Source organism: Streptomyces sp. NPDC000941 (genome assembly GCF_053599555.1).
This window is the reverse complement of the sequence record NZ_JBSFMM010000064.1, coordinates 16,031-33,436: the sequence shown is the minus strand read 5'-3', so window position 1 is coordinate 33,436 and position 17,406 is coordinate 16,031. Positions and strand designations below refer to the sequence as shown.

The following is a 17,406-nucleotide window of genomic DNA, read 5'->3' as shown; positions in this document are numbered from 1 at the left end:
CTTCGCCACGAGTTGAGCGGCGCTCCCGCCCCGTCCGTAGTGATGGAGGAAGAGGCCGTCCGGGCCACACAACCCCCGGCCAACACACCGGGAGTGTCTGTTGATGATGTCCAACTCGGGTTCCGTCCTGGAGGTTTTGGTGCGCGACGACGCCGCCGTGACCGATACACATCGGTCGAGATCCCAGCGCGGTACGCCGGACGAGGAGCTGATGCGCGCGCTCTACCAGGAGCACGCCGGACCGCTGCTCGCCTTCGTACTGCGCCTGGTGGCAGGCGACCGGCACCGGGCCGAGGACGTCGTCCAGGAAACCCTCGTCCGCGCCTGGCGCAACGCCGACCAGCTCAGCAGGGCCACCGGCTCGATCCGGCCCTGGCTGGTCACCGTGGCCCGGCGGATCGTCATCGACGGACACCGCAGCCGCCAGGCCCGTCCGCAGGAAGTCGACCCCTCCCCGCTGGAGCTCATGCCCGCCGAGGACGAGATCGACCGGGCCCTGCGGCTGATGACCCTCTCGGACGCGATGCACGACCTCAGCGACGCGCACCGCGAAGTGCTCGTCGAGACGTACTTCAAGGGCCGCACGGTCAACGAGGCGGCCCAGACGCTCGGCATACCCAGCGGGACCGTGCGGTCCCGGGTCTTCTACGCGCTGCGCTCCATGAAGCTCGCGCTTGAGGAAAGAGGAGTGACGGCATGACCGCGCAGGCGCACCACGCCGGGCACGACGCCGTCGCCGCGTACGTACTCGGCGTGCTCGACGACGCGGACGCCACCTATTTCGAGCAGCACCTCGCCAGTTGTGACGACTGCGGACGCCGCCTCGACGAGCTGGCGGGCATTGAGCCCATGCTGGCTGAGCTGGCCTCGGGCGTCCCCGGCATCCACGGCGCCCCCGGCCGGCCCGGGCTCACCGGCGTCCCGCACTCCTTCACCGCCACCCCCAACGGCATCGACACGCTCACCGCGAGCCCCAGCCCGGGGCTGCTGGACAGCATGATCGGCGAGGTCGCCGTGGTCCGGCGCAAGCGGCGCCGTCGGCACCTCTCCCTGGTGGCCGCGGCCGCTGTCCTGATCATCGGCGGACCGCTCGGCGCGGTGGCGCTCACCTCCGACGACGGCTCGTCCACGACCATCAGCGCCGAGACCACCGCGAGCAAGACCTTCGAAGCGATGCCCACCAAGATCCAGGCCACCGACCCGGACACCAAGGTGAACGCCACGATCGCCCTGAAGGACAAGATGTGGGGCTTGGACGCCATGCTGCGGCTGAAGAACGTCAAGGGCCCCCTGGCGTGCAGCATGATCGCGGTCTCCAAGAGCGGTGAGAAGCAGGTCATGACGACCTGGTCGGTGCCGCCTCAGGGGTACGGCATCGCGGACAGCCCGGACAAGACCGCCCAGGCTCCCCTGTTCACCCAGGGCGGCGCGGCCTTCAAGTCGGCCGACATCGACCACTTCGAGATCCGCACGCTCGACGGAAAGCTCCTGGTCTCCGTGAAGGCCTGAGCACGAGCAGCCTCCTCCCTCACCCCCACCCTCACCCCACCATCACTCGAACCGCCGATCATGGCGTGCGCCGATGTGAGCGTGGTGTTACACAGAGTGTGACAGTCGTCACCGCGTCCCGGGGGGTCAGGATCCGAGGAGGCACCCGTGGCTGACCCGGACGCCCGTCAAGAGCGCATGTTCGCCCAGTACGTGCTGCCCGAGGTGGAGGTGCTGCTGCGGGTGGCGATGTCGCTGACCGCGCAGCCCGCCGACGCCGAGGACCTGGTGCAGGACACCCTGCTCAGGGCCTATCGGGCGGTCGGCCGGTTCGACGGCCGCCATCCGCGCGCCTGGCTGCTGACGATCATGCGACATGCGGAGGTGAGCCGGCACCGGCAGCGCAGACCGCATCTGCTCGACGACCCGGACACCGAACTCGACCGGCTCGCGTCCGCCCCGGGCGCGACACCCGCCGCCTCGGGCGCGACACCCGAGGAACTGGTGGTCGACACGGCCTTCGACGAGGCCGTGGACGCCGCGTTCACCGCGCTGCCGCTGCGCGATCAGCAGGTGGTGCGGCTGGTGCATGTGGACGGGCTGTCGTACGCGGAGGCCGCGCGGGTGCTGGGCGTGCCCAAGGGGACGGTGATGAGCCGACTGCACCGGGCGCGCAAGCGGATCCGGGATCGATTGGTGGCCGCGGGACCTCAAGGACAGCGAGGTGGGACATGAGCAGCAGGTGGTGGATGTGGTGGCGGAGCGCCGAGCGCCAACAGGCCAGGGAGTGTCTTGCGGACGGCGCCGAGCTCCAGTCGTATCTGGACGGTGAGCTGGACGCGCCGGCCGCGGGCCGGGTCCGGGCGCATGTGGCACGGTGCCACCGCTGCGCCCGGGAGCTGGCCGCGTATCAGCGGATCACGAACGCGCTGACCTCCCGCGGGGCCCGCGAGGGCCCGGACGAAGCGGCGCTCGGACGGCTGCGCGACCTCGTGGGCTCCCTCGGCTCCTTCGCGGACCCGGCCGGGAGCCGGGCCGAGGAGCGGCCCCAGGACCGGACCCCGGACCAGCCTCGGAACCAGCCCCAGAACCAGTCCCAGAACCGGATCCAGGACGAGGTCCCGGACCTGGCGCCCGAAAAGGCGTCGCTGCCGCCCGGAGAGCCGGACGCCAGTGAGAGCGCGGTCCCCAAAGCGGGAGCATGAGGTCGCGCAGCAGGACGACGACGATCAGGCAGGCGCCGACCGCCAGGGCGGCGTCGGCGAGATTGAACACCGGGCCACGGGCCGTCACCATGATCCAGTCGATGACCGCGCCGCGCAGCGGCCCGGGGTGTCGTACGGCCCGGTCGGTACCGTTGCCGAGCGCGCCCCCGGCGATCAGCCCGAGCGCCAGCGCCCGGGCCCGGCTGCGGACCCGCAGCCCCGCGCCCGCGGCGGCCAGTGTCGCGACCGCCCCGGCGAGGGTGATCAGGACGATCAGCAGGGGTCGGCCCCGCCCAAGACCGAAGGCCACCCCGGTGTTGCGCACCAGCAGGGTGTGCACCGGCCCGAACGCGCCCTGCGGCCCCACGGTGCCGTCGAGGGCCGCCACCGCCCAGGCCTTGCTCACCTGGTCGGCCGCCACCACCGCGAATACGGCCAGCGGGAAGAGTACGCGGCCGGTGCGCTGCTGGGGCTTCATCGTCGGCCTCCTCGCGGCCGGCCTCCTCGCGCCTTCGGGGTCGGCGCGGAAAGCGGGCCCGGACAGGAAACCCGGCGAGGTGACGTATCGCTTCCGCCTGAGCCCGCGTTTTTGCCCAGGCCGCGCTTCTTTGCCGTGAGCGGGTCCGTACGCGCGCACGGTCCGTACGCGGTTACGGTCCGTACGCGGGGTCCGTACGCGCGCACAGCCCGTACGCGTGCACGGCCGGCCGCACCCGGATACGACGGAGGGCCCGCAGGCGCCATTGCCTGCGGGCCCTCGCTGTCCACCGCCGGGGTGCGGCGGCCGTACCAAAGGGATTACTCCGACGTCTTCCCCTTCGCCGACAGAAGCGGCGCCTGGTACTTGGACAGCATCTTCATCTTGTTCTTGTCGATCGACTTCCAGTCGTTCTTGAGGACACCACCGGTGTCACCCGAGTTCGGGTTCAGGGACCAGTAGGTGTAGCTGATCTGGTTCTTCTTGAGGTAGTCCATCAGGGCGTTCTGCCACACGGCCTCGGAGCTGTTGCCCGCGGTCTTGCGGCCACCGAACTCACCGAGCAGCAGCGGAGCGATGTTCTGCTTCTTGATGTAGGCCCAGTGCTTCTGCCAGATCGCCGGCATGTTCTTCGGGAAGTCCTTGGCCATGAACCAGTTCTGGTTGTAGACACCCGGGCCGTAGTCGTGCGCCGAGTAGACGACCTTGTTGGCTTCCTTCAGCTTGACCGGGTACTTCTTCACACCCTGGAGGTCGCCGCCCCACCAGAACTGCTCGTTCTTGTGACGGTCGGTGCCCTCGACGAAGATCAGCCAGTTTTTGTTGACGGAGTGGATCGCGTTACCGGCCTTCTCGGCCGCCAGGCGCCAGTCGGTCTTCGGGTTGCCGTCGCCCCACGTGGCCTGGCCACGCGGCTCATTGTGCAGGTCGGCGCCGATCACCCGGGGGTTGTCCTTGTAGCGCTTGGCCAGCTGGGTCCAGTCGTCCAGCCACTGCTTCTCGGTGAGGTTCTGGCTGTACCAGAGCTCGCTCTGGCCGTACTGGTCAGGACGGTGCTGGTCCAGGATCACCATCATGCCGCGGTCGGTGGCACCCTTGACGATCTTGTCCATGATCTGCTGACCGGTGAGGCCCTTGAGGTCCGGGTTCTGCTTGAAGTCGATCCCGTTGGGCTTGCTCTTGGCCGCGAACATCTCGTTGGAGTACGGCAGCCGGATCGTGTTGAAGCCGTTGTCCGCGATCTGGTCGAGCATGCTCTTCCAGCTACGGGTCCACAGGCCGTGCGGCGCGAAGCTGCCGGTCTCGGCGCCGAACCAGTTGATACCGGTCAGCACGACCTTGTGACCCTTGGAGTCCACGATGTCGCCACCGCGGGTGGACAGCGGACCGTCGACGGCCCCGCCCTTGGCCGTCGTGGCCGAGGCGGAAGAGCCGGACGAAGAACCAGAATCGGAATCGGAATTCAGAGCGAACGCGGTCACGGTGCCACCGATGGCAGCAGCCACGACAACTCCGGCCGCGATACCGACACGCAGCCGGTAGGAGCGCGGCCCACGCTTCGACTCGGTGGTCTCGGAAACGGTCGGAACGTTGTTGTCCATGGGGGAATTCATTCGGTGAGACTCCTGAGAAATTGGGGGATGGCTGTTTTCAGGACGCTGGGGGTATTCGTCGGAGGGTCCAGACATTCCACTCGCGGGTCGGAGACTGCGGTCAGCCGGACTAGCCGCGCGCGAGGAAGGAGATCTGCGACCAACAGGTCGAGTCGGAGCCATTTCCAGCTCGACTTGTCCACGTCGATGAGCACCACATCCGGCTGCCTCCGCTCGGCCAGCGAAATTGCTTCGCGTACCGATCTGGCGGCGCCGGCCAGTTCCAGTCCGGGTGTTTCGTCGACCAGGTCGGCGATCGCACTCGAAACCAGATGGTGGTGCTCCACGACGAGAACTCTTTTCATCGGTGGAGCTCCTTCAGGCGGCTTTCCCTTTCGTTCAACGACATTAGGGAATCCACCGGGGCCGAATCACCGTACGCACGACTGAAATCTCGCTACCTCAATTGCGGGAATGCCGGGCACACCAAACGGCCGAATTCCGCCTACCTCGATTGAGGTAGGCGGAATTCGACCGCCTTGATGACTTTATGTCCGATTTTGGGTGCCGATTTCGCTCCGCTGCGCGCTGGATCAGTGACAGTGAGTGACCTCCGAAGGCCGCAGAAGGCCCAGGAAGCGGATCAGGAGGTCAGCCAGAGGTCAGTGGGGCAGGCGCTCAGCGGGTGAGCCGGAAGGCATAGCCCGGGACGAAGAGCCCCGCGGTCGCCGCACAGCCATCGGCCTGCCCCGGCTGCTTGACCCAGAGATAGGCGTCGATCCCGGGGATCCCGGTACGGGCAGTGGGCGGCGTGCCCAGCTTGCGGCCCGGCGGATCGCAGAACCGGTGGTCATGGGTGGGCCCGGCGCCGTTGCGGCTGGTGTCGATCACTGCCCCCAGCCGGGGCAGGCGCAGCTCCCTGAGGACGGACAGGCCGTAGCGGACCTCGTCACGCGTGGCGTTGAAGTTGGAGATATTGAGGGCGATGCCGTCCCCGTACCGGTCGATCCCCGCGCGCTCCAGCCGCTCGGCCATGACGGAGGAGGGAAGCCACCCGGAGTTCCCGGCGTCGTAATAGATACGGGCGTGCGCGGCCTGCCCCCGCAGCGTCCGCCCGGCGTAGGACAGCGCCGCGTACCGCTCGGCCTGCTGCCGCCGCTTGAGGCAGGTCAGATGCGCCAGGGCGTCCGGTTCCAGGATGACGACGGCGCGCGAGGCGCCGATCCCCCGGGCGAAGCCGCCGATCCAGTTCCGGTAGCCGGACAGGTCGGCCATGCCCCCGGAGCTGCGCTTTCCGCAGTCGCGGTGCGGGATGGCGTACGCGACCAGTACCGGCAGCCGCCCGCGGGCCCGGGCGTCCCGCACCACCTGGCGCACCTGCGCCTCGACCCGGCCCTGGTCGGTGTCCGTGAACCAGGCGGCCTGCGGCTGATCGGCGATGCGCTTACGGATGACCATCGCCCGGCGGTCGTGGGGGTTGCCGCGCACCCACTGCGCCGCGGGGTTGTCGGGGTCGGTGTAGAACCGGGTCGTGACCGGGAAGTACGGCTTGGGCAGAGGGAAGGCGGACTCGTCGCCGGCCCAGCCCACCGGTGGGTGGAGCGTGGTCGCGGCCGTCGCGACCTCGGCCATCAGGGCCAGGGCCAGCAGCTGGACGATGCCTCTGCGGGTCCGCAGCGGGGACCGACGGCCCTGGCGCCGCTCCCGCCGCCGCCACCGGGTCTGCGTCGGCCGTTTCGACAGCGCCCCCAGTCCCAGCCACCTCGGCAGACCTATCAGCCCCAGCAGCAGCACCTGAAGCCGCAGCCGCTGCCAGAACCCCAGCCGTCCGCGCGTCCCCGCCGTCCCCGCCGTCCCCGCCGTCACGGGGGTCACGGGGGTCTTCTCGTTCACGCCGGGCCCGCCGGTCAGCTGTCCGAGTTGTTCGGCGGGGGCTTACGGCGGCTGATCAGGAAGACCGCGATGACGGCCAGCACCACCAGGGCCCCCGCCACCGCTCCTATCGCCACCAGCGCCGATCCCTCCTCGGACCGGGCCGCGGAGTGCTCGCGGTCCGACTTGGCGGCCGTCCGCGCGGAGCCGGGCGGACTGGTGGAGGCGGGTGGTGCGGCGCGGTCCGCCAGCGCCTTGGCCGGGGCGATCAGCCCGAAGCCATAGCGCGGGTCACGCCCCGAGGACCCCTTGCGGTCGGCCGTATCGATCAGCTTCTGTACGACCTGGCCCGCGGTCCAGCGCGGGTGCTCCGAGCGCACCAGCGCGGCGCCGGCCGCGACCCATGGCGCGGCGTAGCCGGTGCCCGCCCCGGTCCAGTAGTCCTTGTTCGGGGCGGTGGTCAGGATGGAGACGCCGGGCGCGGCCAGGGTCACGCCCCCGCCGTGGTGCGAGTCGGTCCACACGGCGCCCTTCTCGTCGGTCGCCACGACGGAGACCACCCCGGGGTAGGCGGCGGGGTAGGTGGGACGGTTGCCGTCCTTGCCGTTGTCGCCGGCGCCCGCGACCACCACGGCGTCCTCGCCGACCGCGTAGGTCACCGCCGACCGCAGCGCGGCGCTCGGCTTCTTGAAGGACACCGCCACATCGATGACCTTCGCGCCGCGGCCCACCGCGTGGCGGATGGCCCTGGCGGTGGCGTCGGCCTGCGGCTTCCGGTCCTCGTACACCCCGAGCGGCAGCACCCGGGCCTGGGGCGCAAGACCCAGCAGCCCGTTGCCCCGGTAGTTGCGGCCGGTCCCCACGATGATCCCGGCCGCGTGGGTGGCCTGCTCCATCGCGTCCCCCTGGTCGCGGGTGCCGGTGCCGCTGGGGCCGTCCCCGAAGTCCTTGCCGGCCAGGACCCGCCCGCGCAGATCAGGGTGGGAGGCGTCGACGCCGGTGCCGATGACCGCGACGGTCACCCCGGCGCCCTTGCTGATTTTCCATGCCTTCTTGGCCTGCAGCGCGGTCAGCGCCCATTCGGAATCGTGCATCGCTCCGGAATCGGAATCCCGAGGAACGTCCCGAGGAACGTTCTGAGGAACGCCTTGAGGAACGCCTTGAGGAACACCGATCGCCGCCGAGGGAGCGAGTGAGAGCGCCATCAGGGCGATAACGGCCCCGGTCCGGGCGGCAAATGAACGGTGCAACATCACGTGACCTGACATTACGTCACCTACCTTCATCCCAGTGGGACGCGAGGCCGTGGGCGGACGCCTGGCCGTCTCATCTTCTGCGGGTCTCCGCGGTGCGGACACCCGCGGGCGGGTGACCTGACGCTCCCCTTTTTGGGGGACCAGTTGCAGGCGCGGTTTCCGGGCCTCCCCAAAACGGGGGAGAAAGCCGCTCCACCGAAGGTGGAGTCCACCCTCCCCCGAAGGCGTGATGTCCTCCGAAATCCCGGGGAGCACTCTTGGACTGACATCGGCGAAAGAGCCTCCTGCGTAGGGAGTCGCGATGCAGCGTTTCGGAACGTTCAGCGATCGCACCAGCGACCGCGACCCGAGCGAACGGGTGGGCAACACCCGTAAGCGAAAAAGAATGTTCTTTCGAACGCGCTCGATGAGCGGCCCGCTGGCCGCCCTGAGCGGTCTGGTTCTGCGATTCGCGGTCGTCGGCGTGGGTGGCGTGCTGGTGAACACGGTCTCGCTCTTCGCGCTCTACCGCTGGGCCCACTGGCCGCTGCTCGCGGCCTCCCCGGTCGCGGTGGAGCTCGCCGTGGTCCACAACTATCTGCTCAACGACCGATGGACCTTCGCGGTTTCCACCCCGTCGTTCCGGCGGTTTCTGAAATTCAATGTGTCCGTACTCGGCGGGCTCGCGGTCAACGTCCTGGCGGTCTGGCTGCTGGAACGCTTGGGAATCCATCTCCTGCTGGCGAACGGCATCGGTATCGCCGCCGCGTTCGCGGCCAATTTCGCCGCCAGCGCGGGCTGGGTCTGGGGGAGGCGGAGCGGATGATCACCATCATCTATCTGGGCCTCGTCCTGGTCTCCGTACTGCTGACCGTTCAGTCGGCCCATGTGCTCTATCTGATGCTCTACACCTGGGACCGGACGGACGCCGAGCGAAAAGCCAGGGCCCCGGACCGCTTTGTCCGCCCGCGTCTCTCCTTCAGCGTGCTGCTGCCCGCGCGGCATGAGGAGGACGTCATCCAGACCACCATCGAGCGGGTGGTGCGGGCCGATTATCCGGCCGAACTGCTGGAGGTCTTCGTGATCTGTTCGCAGGACGACACCGGCACCATCAAAAAGGCGGAAGAGAAAATCGCCGAGCTGGACCGGGAAGGTCTGGAGAACGTCCAGGTCGTGGTCTTCGACGACAAGCCCGTCAACAAACCCCACGGGCTCAACGTCGCCCTGCCGCACACCACTCACGACGTGGTGACGATCTTCGACGCCGAGGACGACATCCACCCCGAGATCTTTCTGCTGGTCAACACGGTCATGCTCAAGGAGCGGGTGCGGGTGGTGCAGGCGGGCGTCCAGCTGATGAACTTCGACTCCAACTGGTACTCCACGCTCAACGTCCTGGAGTACTTCTTCTGGTTCAAGAGCCGGCTGCACTACCACGCCCACTTCGGGTCCATTCCGCTCGGCGGCAACACCGTCTTCTTCGCCCGCGAGCTGCTGATCCAGCTCGGCGGCTGGGACGACCGCAACCTCACCGAGGACGCCGACCTGGGCCTGCGGGTGTCGGCCAGCGGCGAGCCGGTGCGCGTGGTCTACGACGACCGCTATGTGACCAAGGAAGAGACGCCACCGACCCTCGGCCACTTCATCCGGCAGCGCACCCGGTGGAGCCAGGGGTTCATGCAGACCCTCAAGAAGGGCACCTGGAAACAGATGCCCACCCGCAAACAGCGGTGGCTCGCCTTCTACGTCCTCGCGTTCCCGCACGGCCAGGCGCTGCTCGGCCTGTATCTGCCGATCTCCCTGGGGATGATCCTCGTCCTCAAGGTGCCCGTGCTGATCGCGCTCTTCTCCTATCTGCCCGTCCTGTTGCTGTGCGCGCACTTCCTGGTCCAGGCGGTCGGACTGTACGAGTTCACCGGGGCCCATGGGCTCGAAGCCACACCGGGGACGCTCGTGAAGATGGCGCTCTCCTGGTTCCCCTTCCAAATGGTCCTCGCCTACGCCGCGGTGCGCGCCATGCGGCGAGAACTGCTCGGCCGCCACGACTGGGAGAAGACCCAGCACATCGGCGCCCACCGGGCCGCTACGGAGGAGGCGGACTCCCGTGTCGCATGACCCCACGCCTCCGCTGCACCCGCAGCCTCCGATGTCTCCGAAGCCTCCGGAACCCGTTCGTCTGGAGCGGACCGATCGGCCCGCGCGGCCTGCGCATCCGGAGGGGCCTGTGCGTCCGGAGGGGCCTGAACGGCCTGAACGGCCAGCGCGTCCGGAGGGGCTCGAGCGGCCTCCGCGGCCTGAGCGGTCCCAGCCGCCCGAGCGGCCCCCTCGGCCTGAGCGACCCCAGCGTCCCGATAGGCCCGATCGGCCCCGACGGCCTGAGCGGCCCGACCGACCGCCGCGGCCTGACCGACCTGAGCGGCCCCAGCGTCCCGAACGGTCCCAGCGTCCCGATCGACCGCCGCGACCCGACCGGCCCGACCGACCCGACCGACCGCCGCGACCCGACCGACCCGACCGGCCGGACCGACCCGATCGATCCCAGCGACCCGATCGACCGCCGCGACCCGACCGACCCCAGCGCGCCGACCGGCCGCCGCGCCCCGACCGGCCCGACCGACCGCCGCGCCCCGACCGGCCCGACCGACCGCCGCGCCCCGACCGGCCCGACCGCCCCCAGAGCCCCACCACCCGGCCCCGGCGCCCGGTCGCGGTCGACGAGCGGCCGCCGCCGCGCCCCCGGCGGAGGCGCCCGCCCCTGCTGTCAGTCGAGCGCGGCATCTTCCCCAAGCTGGGCCGCAACGGTCGGCTGGCGCTGCTCTTCTCCGTACTCACCGGGCTGCTCAGCACCGGCTACCACCTGTTCCGCTATCCGCTGTACCTCACCGACGAGGGCATCTATATGCAGCGGGCCTGGTCGCTGGTCCGGGAGACCCGGCTGTCCCCGTACACCTACGACTACGACCACGCCCCGGCGGGCTGGATCACGCTGGCCGGCTGGGCGTTCCCGCTGCCGAAGCAGTTCGAGGCATTCGGCAACGCGATCAACACCGGCCGGTTCCTGATGCTGCTGGTGCACCTGGCCTCGGTCGTGTTGCTCTTCGAGGTCACCCGGAGGCTGTCCGGCACCGTGCTGGCCGCCACCATCGCCGCGTTCTTCTTCAACCTCTCGCCGATCTCGGTCTACTACCAGCGTCAGGTGCTGCTGGACAACCTGATGATCTTCTGGATGCTGCTGGCTCTGTACGCCCTGCTGCGCCGCGAGACCACGATCAGATCCGCGTTCGCCGGCGGAATCGCCCTGGGCATCGCACTGATCACGAAGGAGAACGCGCTCTTCTTCGCCCCGACCTTCATGTATCTGCTCTATCGAAGAATCCAGGGCTCCGCGAGCCGGCGGTTCACCCGTGCGCTGTGGCCATTCGCCGCGGCGGCGCCGGTCGGCGCGTATGTCACCTACGCCCTGCTCAAGAACGAGCTGATGCCCAGCGGGCTCGACTTCGACCTGGCCAACCCGCCGGCGGACCACGTCTCGCTGCTCTACACCCTGTGGTGGCAGATCAACCGCAGTCAGGGCAGCCTGCTCAACCACCACGGCCTGCTGTACACAAGCTGGCTGCCCCGGGACTCGTTCCTGCTGCTGGCCGGAATGGCCACCACGGTCATCAGCCTGTGGTGGGGAATGCGGAAACACCGGCGGGATCTGGGGTTTTTCGTCGCCGGGACGCTGGGCTTCGGATATGCCTTCTATCTGCTGCGCGGCAGCGTGGTGCTGGACTTCTACATCACCCCGCTGATTCCGATGTTCGCCATGAATATCGGCATGGTCACGGACCGACTGCTGCGGCGGCCGGTGCTCCGTAAGGTGCTCGGCCGGGCGAGTGCAAAGGTGCGGATAGCGGTGCCCGTGCTGCTCGCCGTCATGCTGCTGGCCTCGCCCTCCACCGGATACATCCTGACCGTCAACACCGAGGGCCACGTCGCGGTCGCGGACCAGTACCAGCACAAGCTGGCCCTGACCCATATGCAGCTGGCACAGATCGCCTGGGTCCGTAAGCACGTCTCGCCCAAGGCGCGCATCATCATGGACGACGACATGTGGGGTGAATTGCATGACGTGCATCCGTTCTACCCGTACGCGCATTCCCACTGGAACGCCTCGTCCGACCCTGCCCTGCGGGACAAGCTCTTCCGTAAGAGATGGCAGAACGTCGACTACATCATCATGTCCAACAAGATGCGCAACGCAATTCACCGCAACAACGGCGACGGCCGGGAGAACTGGATCCTGGCGGCGCTACGGAATTCGGAAAGGGTATGGGCGGACATCCGCGGCGGCATCAGGCTGGAAATCTATCGGGTGAACAAATAGCCCGCCGGAAGAGGAGGTGAAGGCCATGCCCGAGTACGACGACTACGACGAGTACGAAGAGTACGACGACAACTACGACACCCGTGAGGCAGACGGGCAGCGCGGGGACGACGGAGGCGACAGGAGCGACAGGAGCGACAGCGGGGGCGACGGCTACGGCGAATACGGCGACGACGAGAAGTATGACAAGTACGCCGAATACGACGACTACGACGGCTCCGGTGACGACTACGACGGCTCCGGTGACGATTACGCCGACTACGACGAGCCCCCGCCGAGGCGCGGCGCCGAGTCCGCCAAGGCCACCAGGACCCGCAAGACCTTCAAGGCTTCCAAGGCCTCACACGCCTCCGATGCCTCCGGAACCTCCGATGCCTCTCCGGGGGAGCCGGGCGCCGGCGAGGGGAAGCGCAAACGGGTCTCCTGGAAGACGGTCCTGCTGGGCATCGTGGCCATCGCGATCGTCGGATCGCTGGTCAAGATGGTCGCGGGCGGCGGCCTCGGGAACGCCCTCAACACATCCGGCGGCGGAGGCGGCCAGAAGAAGAGCGACACGCAACAGCAGCAGGACGTCATTCCGACGAAGAAGCCCAAGACCATCAAGCTGGGCAACCAGCGGGTCCCGCAGGCCTCCGGCCCGATCATCGTCATCAACCCGGGCCTGGTCGCCCCCGGCGGCAAGGCGTCCGTCGAAGGCGGCGGCTTCGCCCCGAAGAGCACGGTCGACCTGCTGCTGACGACCAAGCGGTCGGGCAGCAAGGGCCGCGCGATCCGCACGGTCCGCACCGACAAGCACGGCTCGCTCTACGCGAACTTCACCATGCCGGAGTCGCTGGGCGGCAGGCCCGGCACGCTGGTCGCACAGCAGCGCGGCGGCGGCCGGTCGGCCAAGGCCGAGCTGATCAGCGGCGGCGCGATAGGCACCGCGCGGATCAACAAGATGGTCGGCCGGCCGGGCGACGTGGTCTCGATCAGCGCCCGCGGCTTCAAGCCGGGCGAGCAGATCAACGTCTTCTGGGGCCGGACCACCGGCACCCCCGTCGCCAGGCTGCGCACCGACACCTCGGGCGGGGTGGGCCGCGCCGACATCAGGGTCGGCGTCGCCCCGACGGGCCAGAGCACCCTGGTGCTGGTCGGCCAGCAGAGCAAGACCACGGCCACCGCGCCGTTCCAGATGCTGAGCCTGTACCCGGCGATCAAGTCCTCCCCGTACGCGCTGAAGGCCGGACAGCGGATCAGGCTGTCGGGGAACCGGTTCGCGCCGAACGAGCGGGTGCTGGTCTACATCAACGCCACCAGCGGTCTCCCCGCCTTCACCACGCAGGCCAATTCCTTCGGCCAGATCCGCGACGTGGCGTTCGACGTACCGTTCGGACTGAAGGGCAGGCAGAGCCTGACGGCGATCGGCGACCAGAGCCGGGCCGTGGTCCGCTCGGGCTTCACCGTGCTGCCGTACTCCCCCAGCGCCGAGCCCAGCACCTTCGGCGGCAAGGCGGGCACCACGCTGAGCTTCTACTGCTCCGGGTTCGCGCCCAACGAGACGGTGACCGTCTACGCCGGCAGCGGAAGCGTCGCCGGGCGGAAGATCGCCGTCTTCCAGGTCGACGGCCGGGGCAAGGCGGCGGCCGTGGGCTCGTACCGGATCACCACGGCCGACGAGAACGGCGTGTCCTTCAAGCTCATCGGCTCCAAGAGCGGCGGGGTCGCCAAGGCCGGCATCAACAACACGAGTGGCCAGGGCCAGGGGCACTAGGCACGTGTGCGCACAGGCCGGGGGGCCGGCCAGGGACAGTCACAGACAAGCCCGGTGTTCCATAGTTGTACCATGCATGTCCTGGAGTGTCCTATGAGTGTTATTTTCGGCCCGAATTCTCGAAGAGTCCTACAATTCCTCACCCACATCGAGGACCTCTCCCCGGAGGAGATCGACCGCGTGGCCGATCTGTGGAAGCAGACCTCCAGCCAGACCCGCGCCGAGGGATGGGCTGAGGTCCACCGCACCACGTCCGACGAGGAGCAGTACCGGATCCTGGTCGCCGCCTCCGTGGCGCGCCGCGCCGCCCTGGACACCGCCCGGGCACACGGCCGGCACGACTGGGCCTTCTGGGCCGCGGTGTGGGACGCGGCGGCAGCGGTCGCCGTATGCGACCGCATCGGGAGCCACTACCAGGTGCTGGTGGCCCCGCTGGCGGCGGTCATGCCGTCGCTGGCGCACTGCAGACGTGACGAACTGACCACCTTGGAGCTCCAAGGTGCCGTCCTCAAGGGAGGTGGAGGTTGATGCGCGACGACCGGATCCGAGTCGTGGTGGCCGATGACGACCCCGTGGTCCGGGAAGCGCTCGCGGACCTGATCGACTCCCACCCCGACCTGGCGCTGGTGGGCCTGGCCGTAAACCACGAGCAGGCCGTACGCGCCGCGGTGGAGCACCGCCCCCGTGTCGTGGTCATGGATGTGCACATGCCCAAGGGCGACGCGCCCAGCAGCGTCCGCGCCATCCGTGAGCAGGTGCCCGGAGCCCGCGTGGTGGCCCTCTCGGCCCACGGCGACCGGGAGACCGTGCTCAACATGCTCGCGGTCGGGGCCACCGGCTACCTGGTCAAGGGCACCCCCGCCGAAGAAATACTCGAGGCGATCACCCGGGCCGCCCGCGACCAGTTCTCCATGGCCGGGGAGCTCGTCGCCGACTGCACCGAGCCGCTGCGACGGGCCGACCGCGCCTCTTGGCGGTTCGAGGAGCTGGTGGGCAACCGGCTCGAGGAGTCGTATCTGGAACTGCTCGGCCAGGCGCCGTGCGGGGTGCTGATCGTCGGCGCCCGCGGGCGGATCGAGTCCGCCAACGCACACGCCCGGCACATGTTCGGCTACAGCTCGGCCGAGCTCCGCGACAAGCGGCTGCGCGACCTGGTCCCCGACCGCTACCGCACCGCCGCCGAGCAGCTGATCGGGCGGCAGTTCACCGCCCCTTCCGCGATGACCGGCCGGCGCCGGGACGGCACCGACTTCCCCGCCCAGTTCAGCGGCGGCCATCTGCAGGGCAGGCGGCCCCGGTGTGTGGTCTTCGTCGCGGACCTGAGCCAGCTGCGGGCGGCCGAGGGCCGGTTCCGGCAGGTCATCGAGTCCTCCCCGGACGCGATGGTGATCGTGGACGCCGCCGGGCGGATCCAGACGGCCAACCGCCGCACCGAGGCCCTGTTCGGCTACGACCGCGACCAGCTGATCGGCCGCGCCGTCGAGGCGCTCCTCCCCGACCAGCCGCTGACCATCTCGCTGCGCGACTGGGCCGACTCCGCGGAGGAGCCCCTGGGCCACAGCATGGAGCTGGTCGGGCGGCGCAGCGACGCCAAGCAGTTCCCGGCCGACGTCAGCATCATCCCGCTGCGCACCGAGGACGGGCTGCTGACCGTGCTGGCCATCAAGGACATCACCGAGGTGCAGCGGGCCCAGTTCGTCCTGGAGCGCAGCCTGGAGCTGCTGGAGATCACCGACCGGGACCGCCAGGCGCTGCTCAGCCATCTCGTCCACGCCCAGGAAGCGGAGCGCGGACGTATCGCCGCCGATATCCACGACGACACCATCCAGGTCATCACGGCCGCCAGCCTCCGGCTGCAGCAGCTGCGGCGGCGGCTGCGCGACCCCGACGAGCAGCGGATCATGGAGAAGCTGGACGAAACCCTCAAGCTCTCGCTGAGCCGGCTGCGTCAGCTGATCTTCGACCTGCGGCCGTCCAGCCTGGAGCACGGCTGCCTGGCCGCCGCGCTGCGCGGGCTCCTGGAGCAGATACGCACCGAGACGGGCGTCGAATACCGGCTGGAGGACCGGACCGCGGCCAAGCCCCCGCCCGAGACCATGGCCCTGATCTACCGCACCGCGCAGGAAGCCCTGATGAACGTGCGCAAGCACGCGCGGGCGAAGACGGTCCATGTGCAGCTGCTGGGGCTCGACGAGGGCTGCCTGGTGCGGATCGTGGACGACGGCCAGGGCTACAACCCGCTCGAGGTGGAGTCCCGCCCCGGCCATCTGGGCCTGTCGCTCATCCAGGAGCGGGCCCAGATCGCGGGCGGCTGGTGCCGTATCGAGAGCGCGCCGGGCGCGGGCACCACGGTCGAGTTCTGGGTGCCGCTCGGCGAGACGCCCGGCCACGGCCCGCTGCCCTTCGGTCCGGCGGACGCCCCAGGCTTCCCGGATTCCCTGGGTCCGTCCGACTCTCTGGGTTCCCTGGATGTACCGGGGGCGTCCGCGGCACCGGACCTGGAGGTTCTACGGGACGGGCCGGATCTGCCGGACGTACCGGACACGGCGAACGGCTCGGACGCATCGACCCTCCTGGATCGTCCGGAAGGGGACACGCAACCGTGACCGCGCCGGCCGATCTCACCAAGGTGCTGATCGTCGAGGACCACCGGGTGGTGGCCGAGGGGCTGTGGGCGCTGCTCGCGGAGTACTCGGACCTGACCGTGGTGGGGTGGGCCGACTCGGTCGCGGAAGTCGTCCCCATGGCCAAGGAGCTGGGCCCCGATGTGGCCCTCGTCGACTTCCGCCTGCCCGACGGCACGGGCGCCGACGCGGCGGCCGCGATCCGGGCCAACGACCCCTCCACCGCCATCGTGATCCTCAGCGCGGACGCCAGCGACTCGGCGCTGCTGGCCGCGGTGGAGGCCGGGGCCTGCGGCTATCTGCTCAAGTCGGCGAGCGGTGACGAGATCGCCGACGCCATCCGCTCGGCGGCCGAGGGCGAAACCCTCATCCCGGCCAGCACCCTCGTCGAGGTCCTGGCCCGGCACCGGGAGACCGCGCGCTCCTCCGCCCAGCAGACCGAGCGGTTGGAGAGCCTGACCCCGCGCGAGCAGGAGATCCTGACCCTGATGAGCCACGGCCTGGACAACCGGGCGGTCGCGGAGCGGTTGAGCATCAGCTACGCCACCGTACGAACGCATGTGCGCAAGATCCTGGAGAAGCTGGAAGTGCGGTCCCAACTGGAGGCGGTCGCGAAGGCCGCCGACTGGGGCTTCCGCCATGTGGAACCGGAGTGACGCCGACTCCCGTTTGGCCGACCCCACCCGGCTGACGTCACCTGGCTGCCCCCAACCGGCCGACCCCACCTGGCCGACCCCACCCGGCTGACCCCAACCAGGTGAGACAAAATCCCCACAAGGGGGAATTCCGG

Annotated in this window: 15 protein-coding genes and 1 pseudogene; 11 read left to right on the top strand and 5 right to left on the bottom strand. The window is 69.3% G+C overall.

Annotated features, from left to right (window positions below):
• Nucleotides 1-106: 106 nt before the first annotated feature.
• The 4 genes from ACWDSL_RS21690 (at nucleotide 107) to ACWDSL_RS21675 (ending at nucleotide 2,693) form a co-directional block, all read left to right on the top strand.
• Nucleotides 107-700, top strand: a complete 594-nt coding sequence (locus ACWDSL_RS21690) for a sigma-70 family RNA polymerase sigma factor (RefSeq protein WP_358638917.1) — start codon at nucleotides 107-109, stop codon at nucleotides 698-700.
• Nucleotides 697-1,509 (top strand): anti-sigma factor family protein, encoded by an 813-nt coding sequence (locus ACWDSL_RS21685; RefSeq protein WP_450487723.1) that lies wholly within the window; start codon nucleotides 697-699, stop codon nucleotides 1,507-1,509. Before ACWDSL_RS21690 ends, ACWDSL_RS21685 begins: the two co-directional genes overlap by 4 nt.
• A gap of 147 nt (nucleotides 1,510-1,656) precedes the next feature.
• The gene (locus ACWDSL_RS21680; RefSeq protein WP_450487721.1) at nucleotides 1,657-2,223 is read left to right on the top strand and encodes an RNA polymerase sigma factor; all 567 of its coding nucleotides are present in this window, start codon (nucleotides 1,657-1,659) and stop codon (nucleotides 2,221-2,223) included.
• A complete protein-coding gene (locus tag ACWDSL_RS21675) occupies nucleotides 2,220-2,693 on the top strand; it encodes an anti-sigma factor family protein (RefSeq protein WP_450487719.1) in 474 nt (157 codons plus the stop codon). The genes ACWDSL_RS21680 and ACWDSL_RS21675 overlap by 4 nt, the downstream gene beginning before the upstream one ends.
• Before the next feature lie 19 nt (nucleotides 2,694-2,712).
• Here the strand turns inward: ACWDSL_RS21675 and ACWDSL_RS21670 are convergent.
• The 5 genes and pseudogenes from ACWDSL_RS21670 to ACWDSL_RS21650 form a co-directional block, all read right to left on the bottom strand.
• Nucleotides 2,713-3,171: pseudogene (locus ACWDSL_RS21670) on the bottom strand (signal peptidase II); the annotation flags it as partial.
• 320 nt (nucleotides 3,172-3,491) lie between these two features.
• A complete protein-coding gene (locus ACWDSL_RS21665) occupies nucleotides 3,492-4,772 on the bottom strand; it encodes a glycoside hydrolase family 5 protein (protein WP_450487717.1) in 1,281 nt (426 codons plus the stop codon).
• 8 nt (nucleotides 4,773-4,780) lie between these two features.
• Nucleotides 4,781-5,128 (bottom strand): response regulator transcription factor, encoded by a 348-nt coding sequence (locus ACWDSL_RS21660; RefSeq protein WP_450487715.1) that lies wholly within the window; start codon nucleotides 5,126-5,128, stop codon nucleotides 4,781-4,783.
• 313 nt (nucleotides 5,129-5,441) lie between these two features.
• A complete protein-coding gene (locus ACWDSL_RS21655; RefSeq protein ID WP_450487713.1) occupies nucleotides 5,442-6,638 on the bottom strand; it encodes a glycoside hydrolase family 6 protein in 1,197 nt (398 codons plus the stop codon).
• Nucleotides 6,639-6,670: 32 nt separating this feature from the next.
• Complete coding sequence (locus tag ACWDSL_RS21650) at nucleotides 6,671-7,729, bottom strand: S8 family serine peptidase (protein ID WP_450487711.1); 1,059 nt, start codon at nucleotides 7,727-7,729, stop codon at nucleotides 6,671-6,673.
• A 463-nt stretch (nucleotides 7,730-8,192) separates the two neighbouring features.
• Between ACWDSL_RS21650 and ACWDSL_RS21645 the strand changes: the two genes are divergently transcribed.
• From ACWDSL_RS21645 to ACWDSL_RS21615, 7 genes are all read left to right on the top strand, one after another.
• Entirely contained in the window at nucleotides 8,193-8,696 is a 504-nt protein-coding gene (locus ACWDSL_RS21645) for a GtrA family protein (RefSeq protein WP_450487709.1), read from the top strand.
• On the top strand, nucleotides 8,693-9,985 hold the full coding sequence (locus ACWDSL_RS21640; RefSeq protein ID WP_450487707.1) for a glycosyltransferase: 1,293 nt from the start codon (nucleotides 8,693-8,695) through the stop codon (nucleotides 9,983-9,985). The genes ACWDSL_RS21645 and ACWDSL_RS21640 overlap by 4 nt, the downstream gene beginning before the upstream one ends.
• Before the next feature lie 784 nt (nucleotides 9,986-10,769).
• A complete protein-coding gene (locus tag ACWDSL_RS21635; RefSeq protein WP_450487705.1) occupies nucleotides 10,770-12,239 on the top strand; it encodes an ArnT family glycosyltransferase in 1,470 nt (489 codons plus the stop codon).
• 25 nt (nucleotides 12,240-12,264) lie between these two features.
• Nucleotides 12,265-13,992, top strand: a complete 1,728-nt coding sequence (locus ACWDSL_RS21630; RefSeq protein WP_450487703.1) for a hypothetical protein — start codon at nucleotides 12,265-12,267, stop codon at nucleotides 13,990-13,992.
• A 93-nt stretch (nucleotides 13,993-14,085) separates the two neighbouring features.
• Nucleotides 14,086-14,520 (top strand): hypothetical protein, encoded by a 435-nt coding sequence (locus tag ACWDSL_RS21625; protein WP_450487701.1) that lies wholly within the window; start codon nucleotides 14,086-14,088, stop codon nucleotides 14,518-14,520.
• Nucleotides 14,520-16,598 carry a PAS domain S-box protein gene (locus tag ACWDSL_RS21620; RefSeq protein ID WP_450487699.1) on the top strand — a complete coding sequence of 693 codons (2,079 nt, stop codon included), beginning with the start codon at nucleotides 14,520-14,522 and terminating at the stop codon, nucleotides 16,596-16,598. The genes ACWDSL_RS21625 and ACWDSL_RS21620 overlap by 1 nt, the downstream gene beginning before the upstream one ends.
• On the top strand, nucleotides 16,595-17,272 hold the full coding sequence (locus ACWDSL_RS21615; protein WP_450487697.1) for a response regulator: 678 nt from the start codon (nucleotides 16,595-16,597) through the stop codon (nucleotides 17,270-17,272). Before ACWDSL_RS21620 ends, ACWDSL_RS21615 begins: the two co-directional genes overlap by 4 nt.
• The last annotated feature ends 134 nt before the right edge of the window (nucleotides 17,273-17,406 follow it).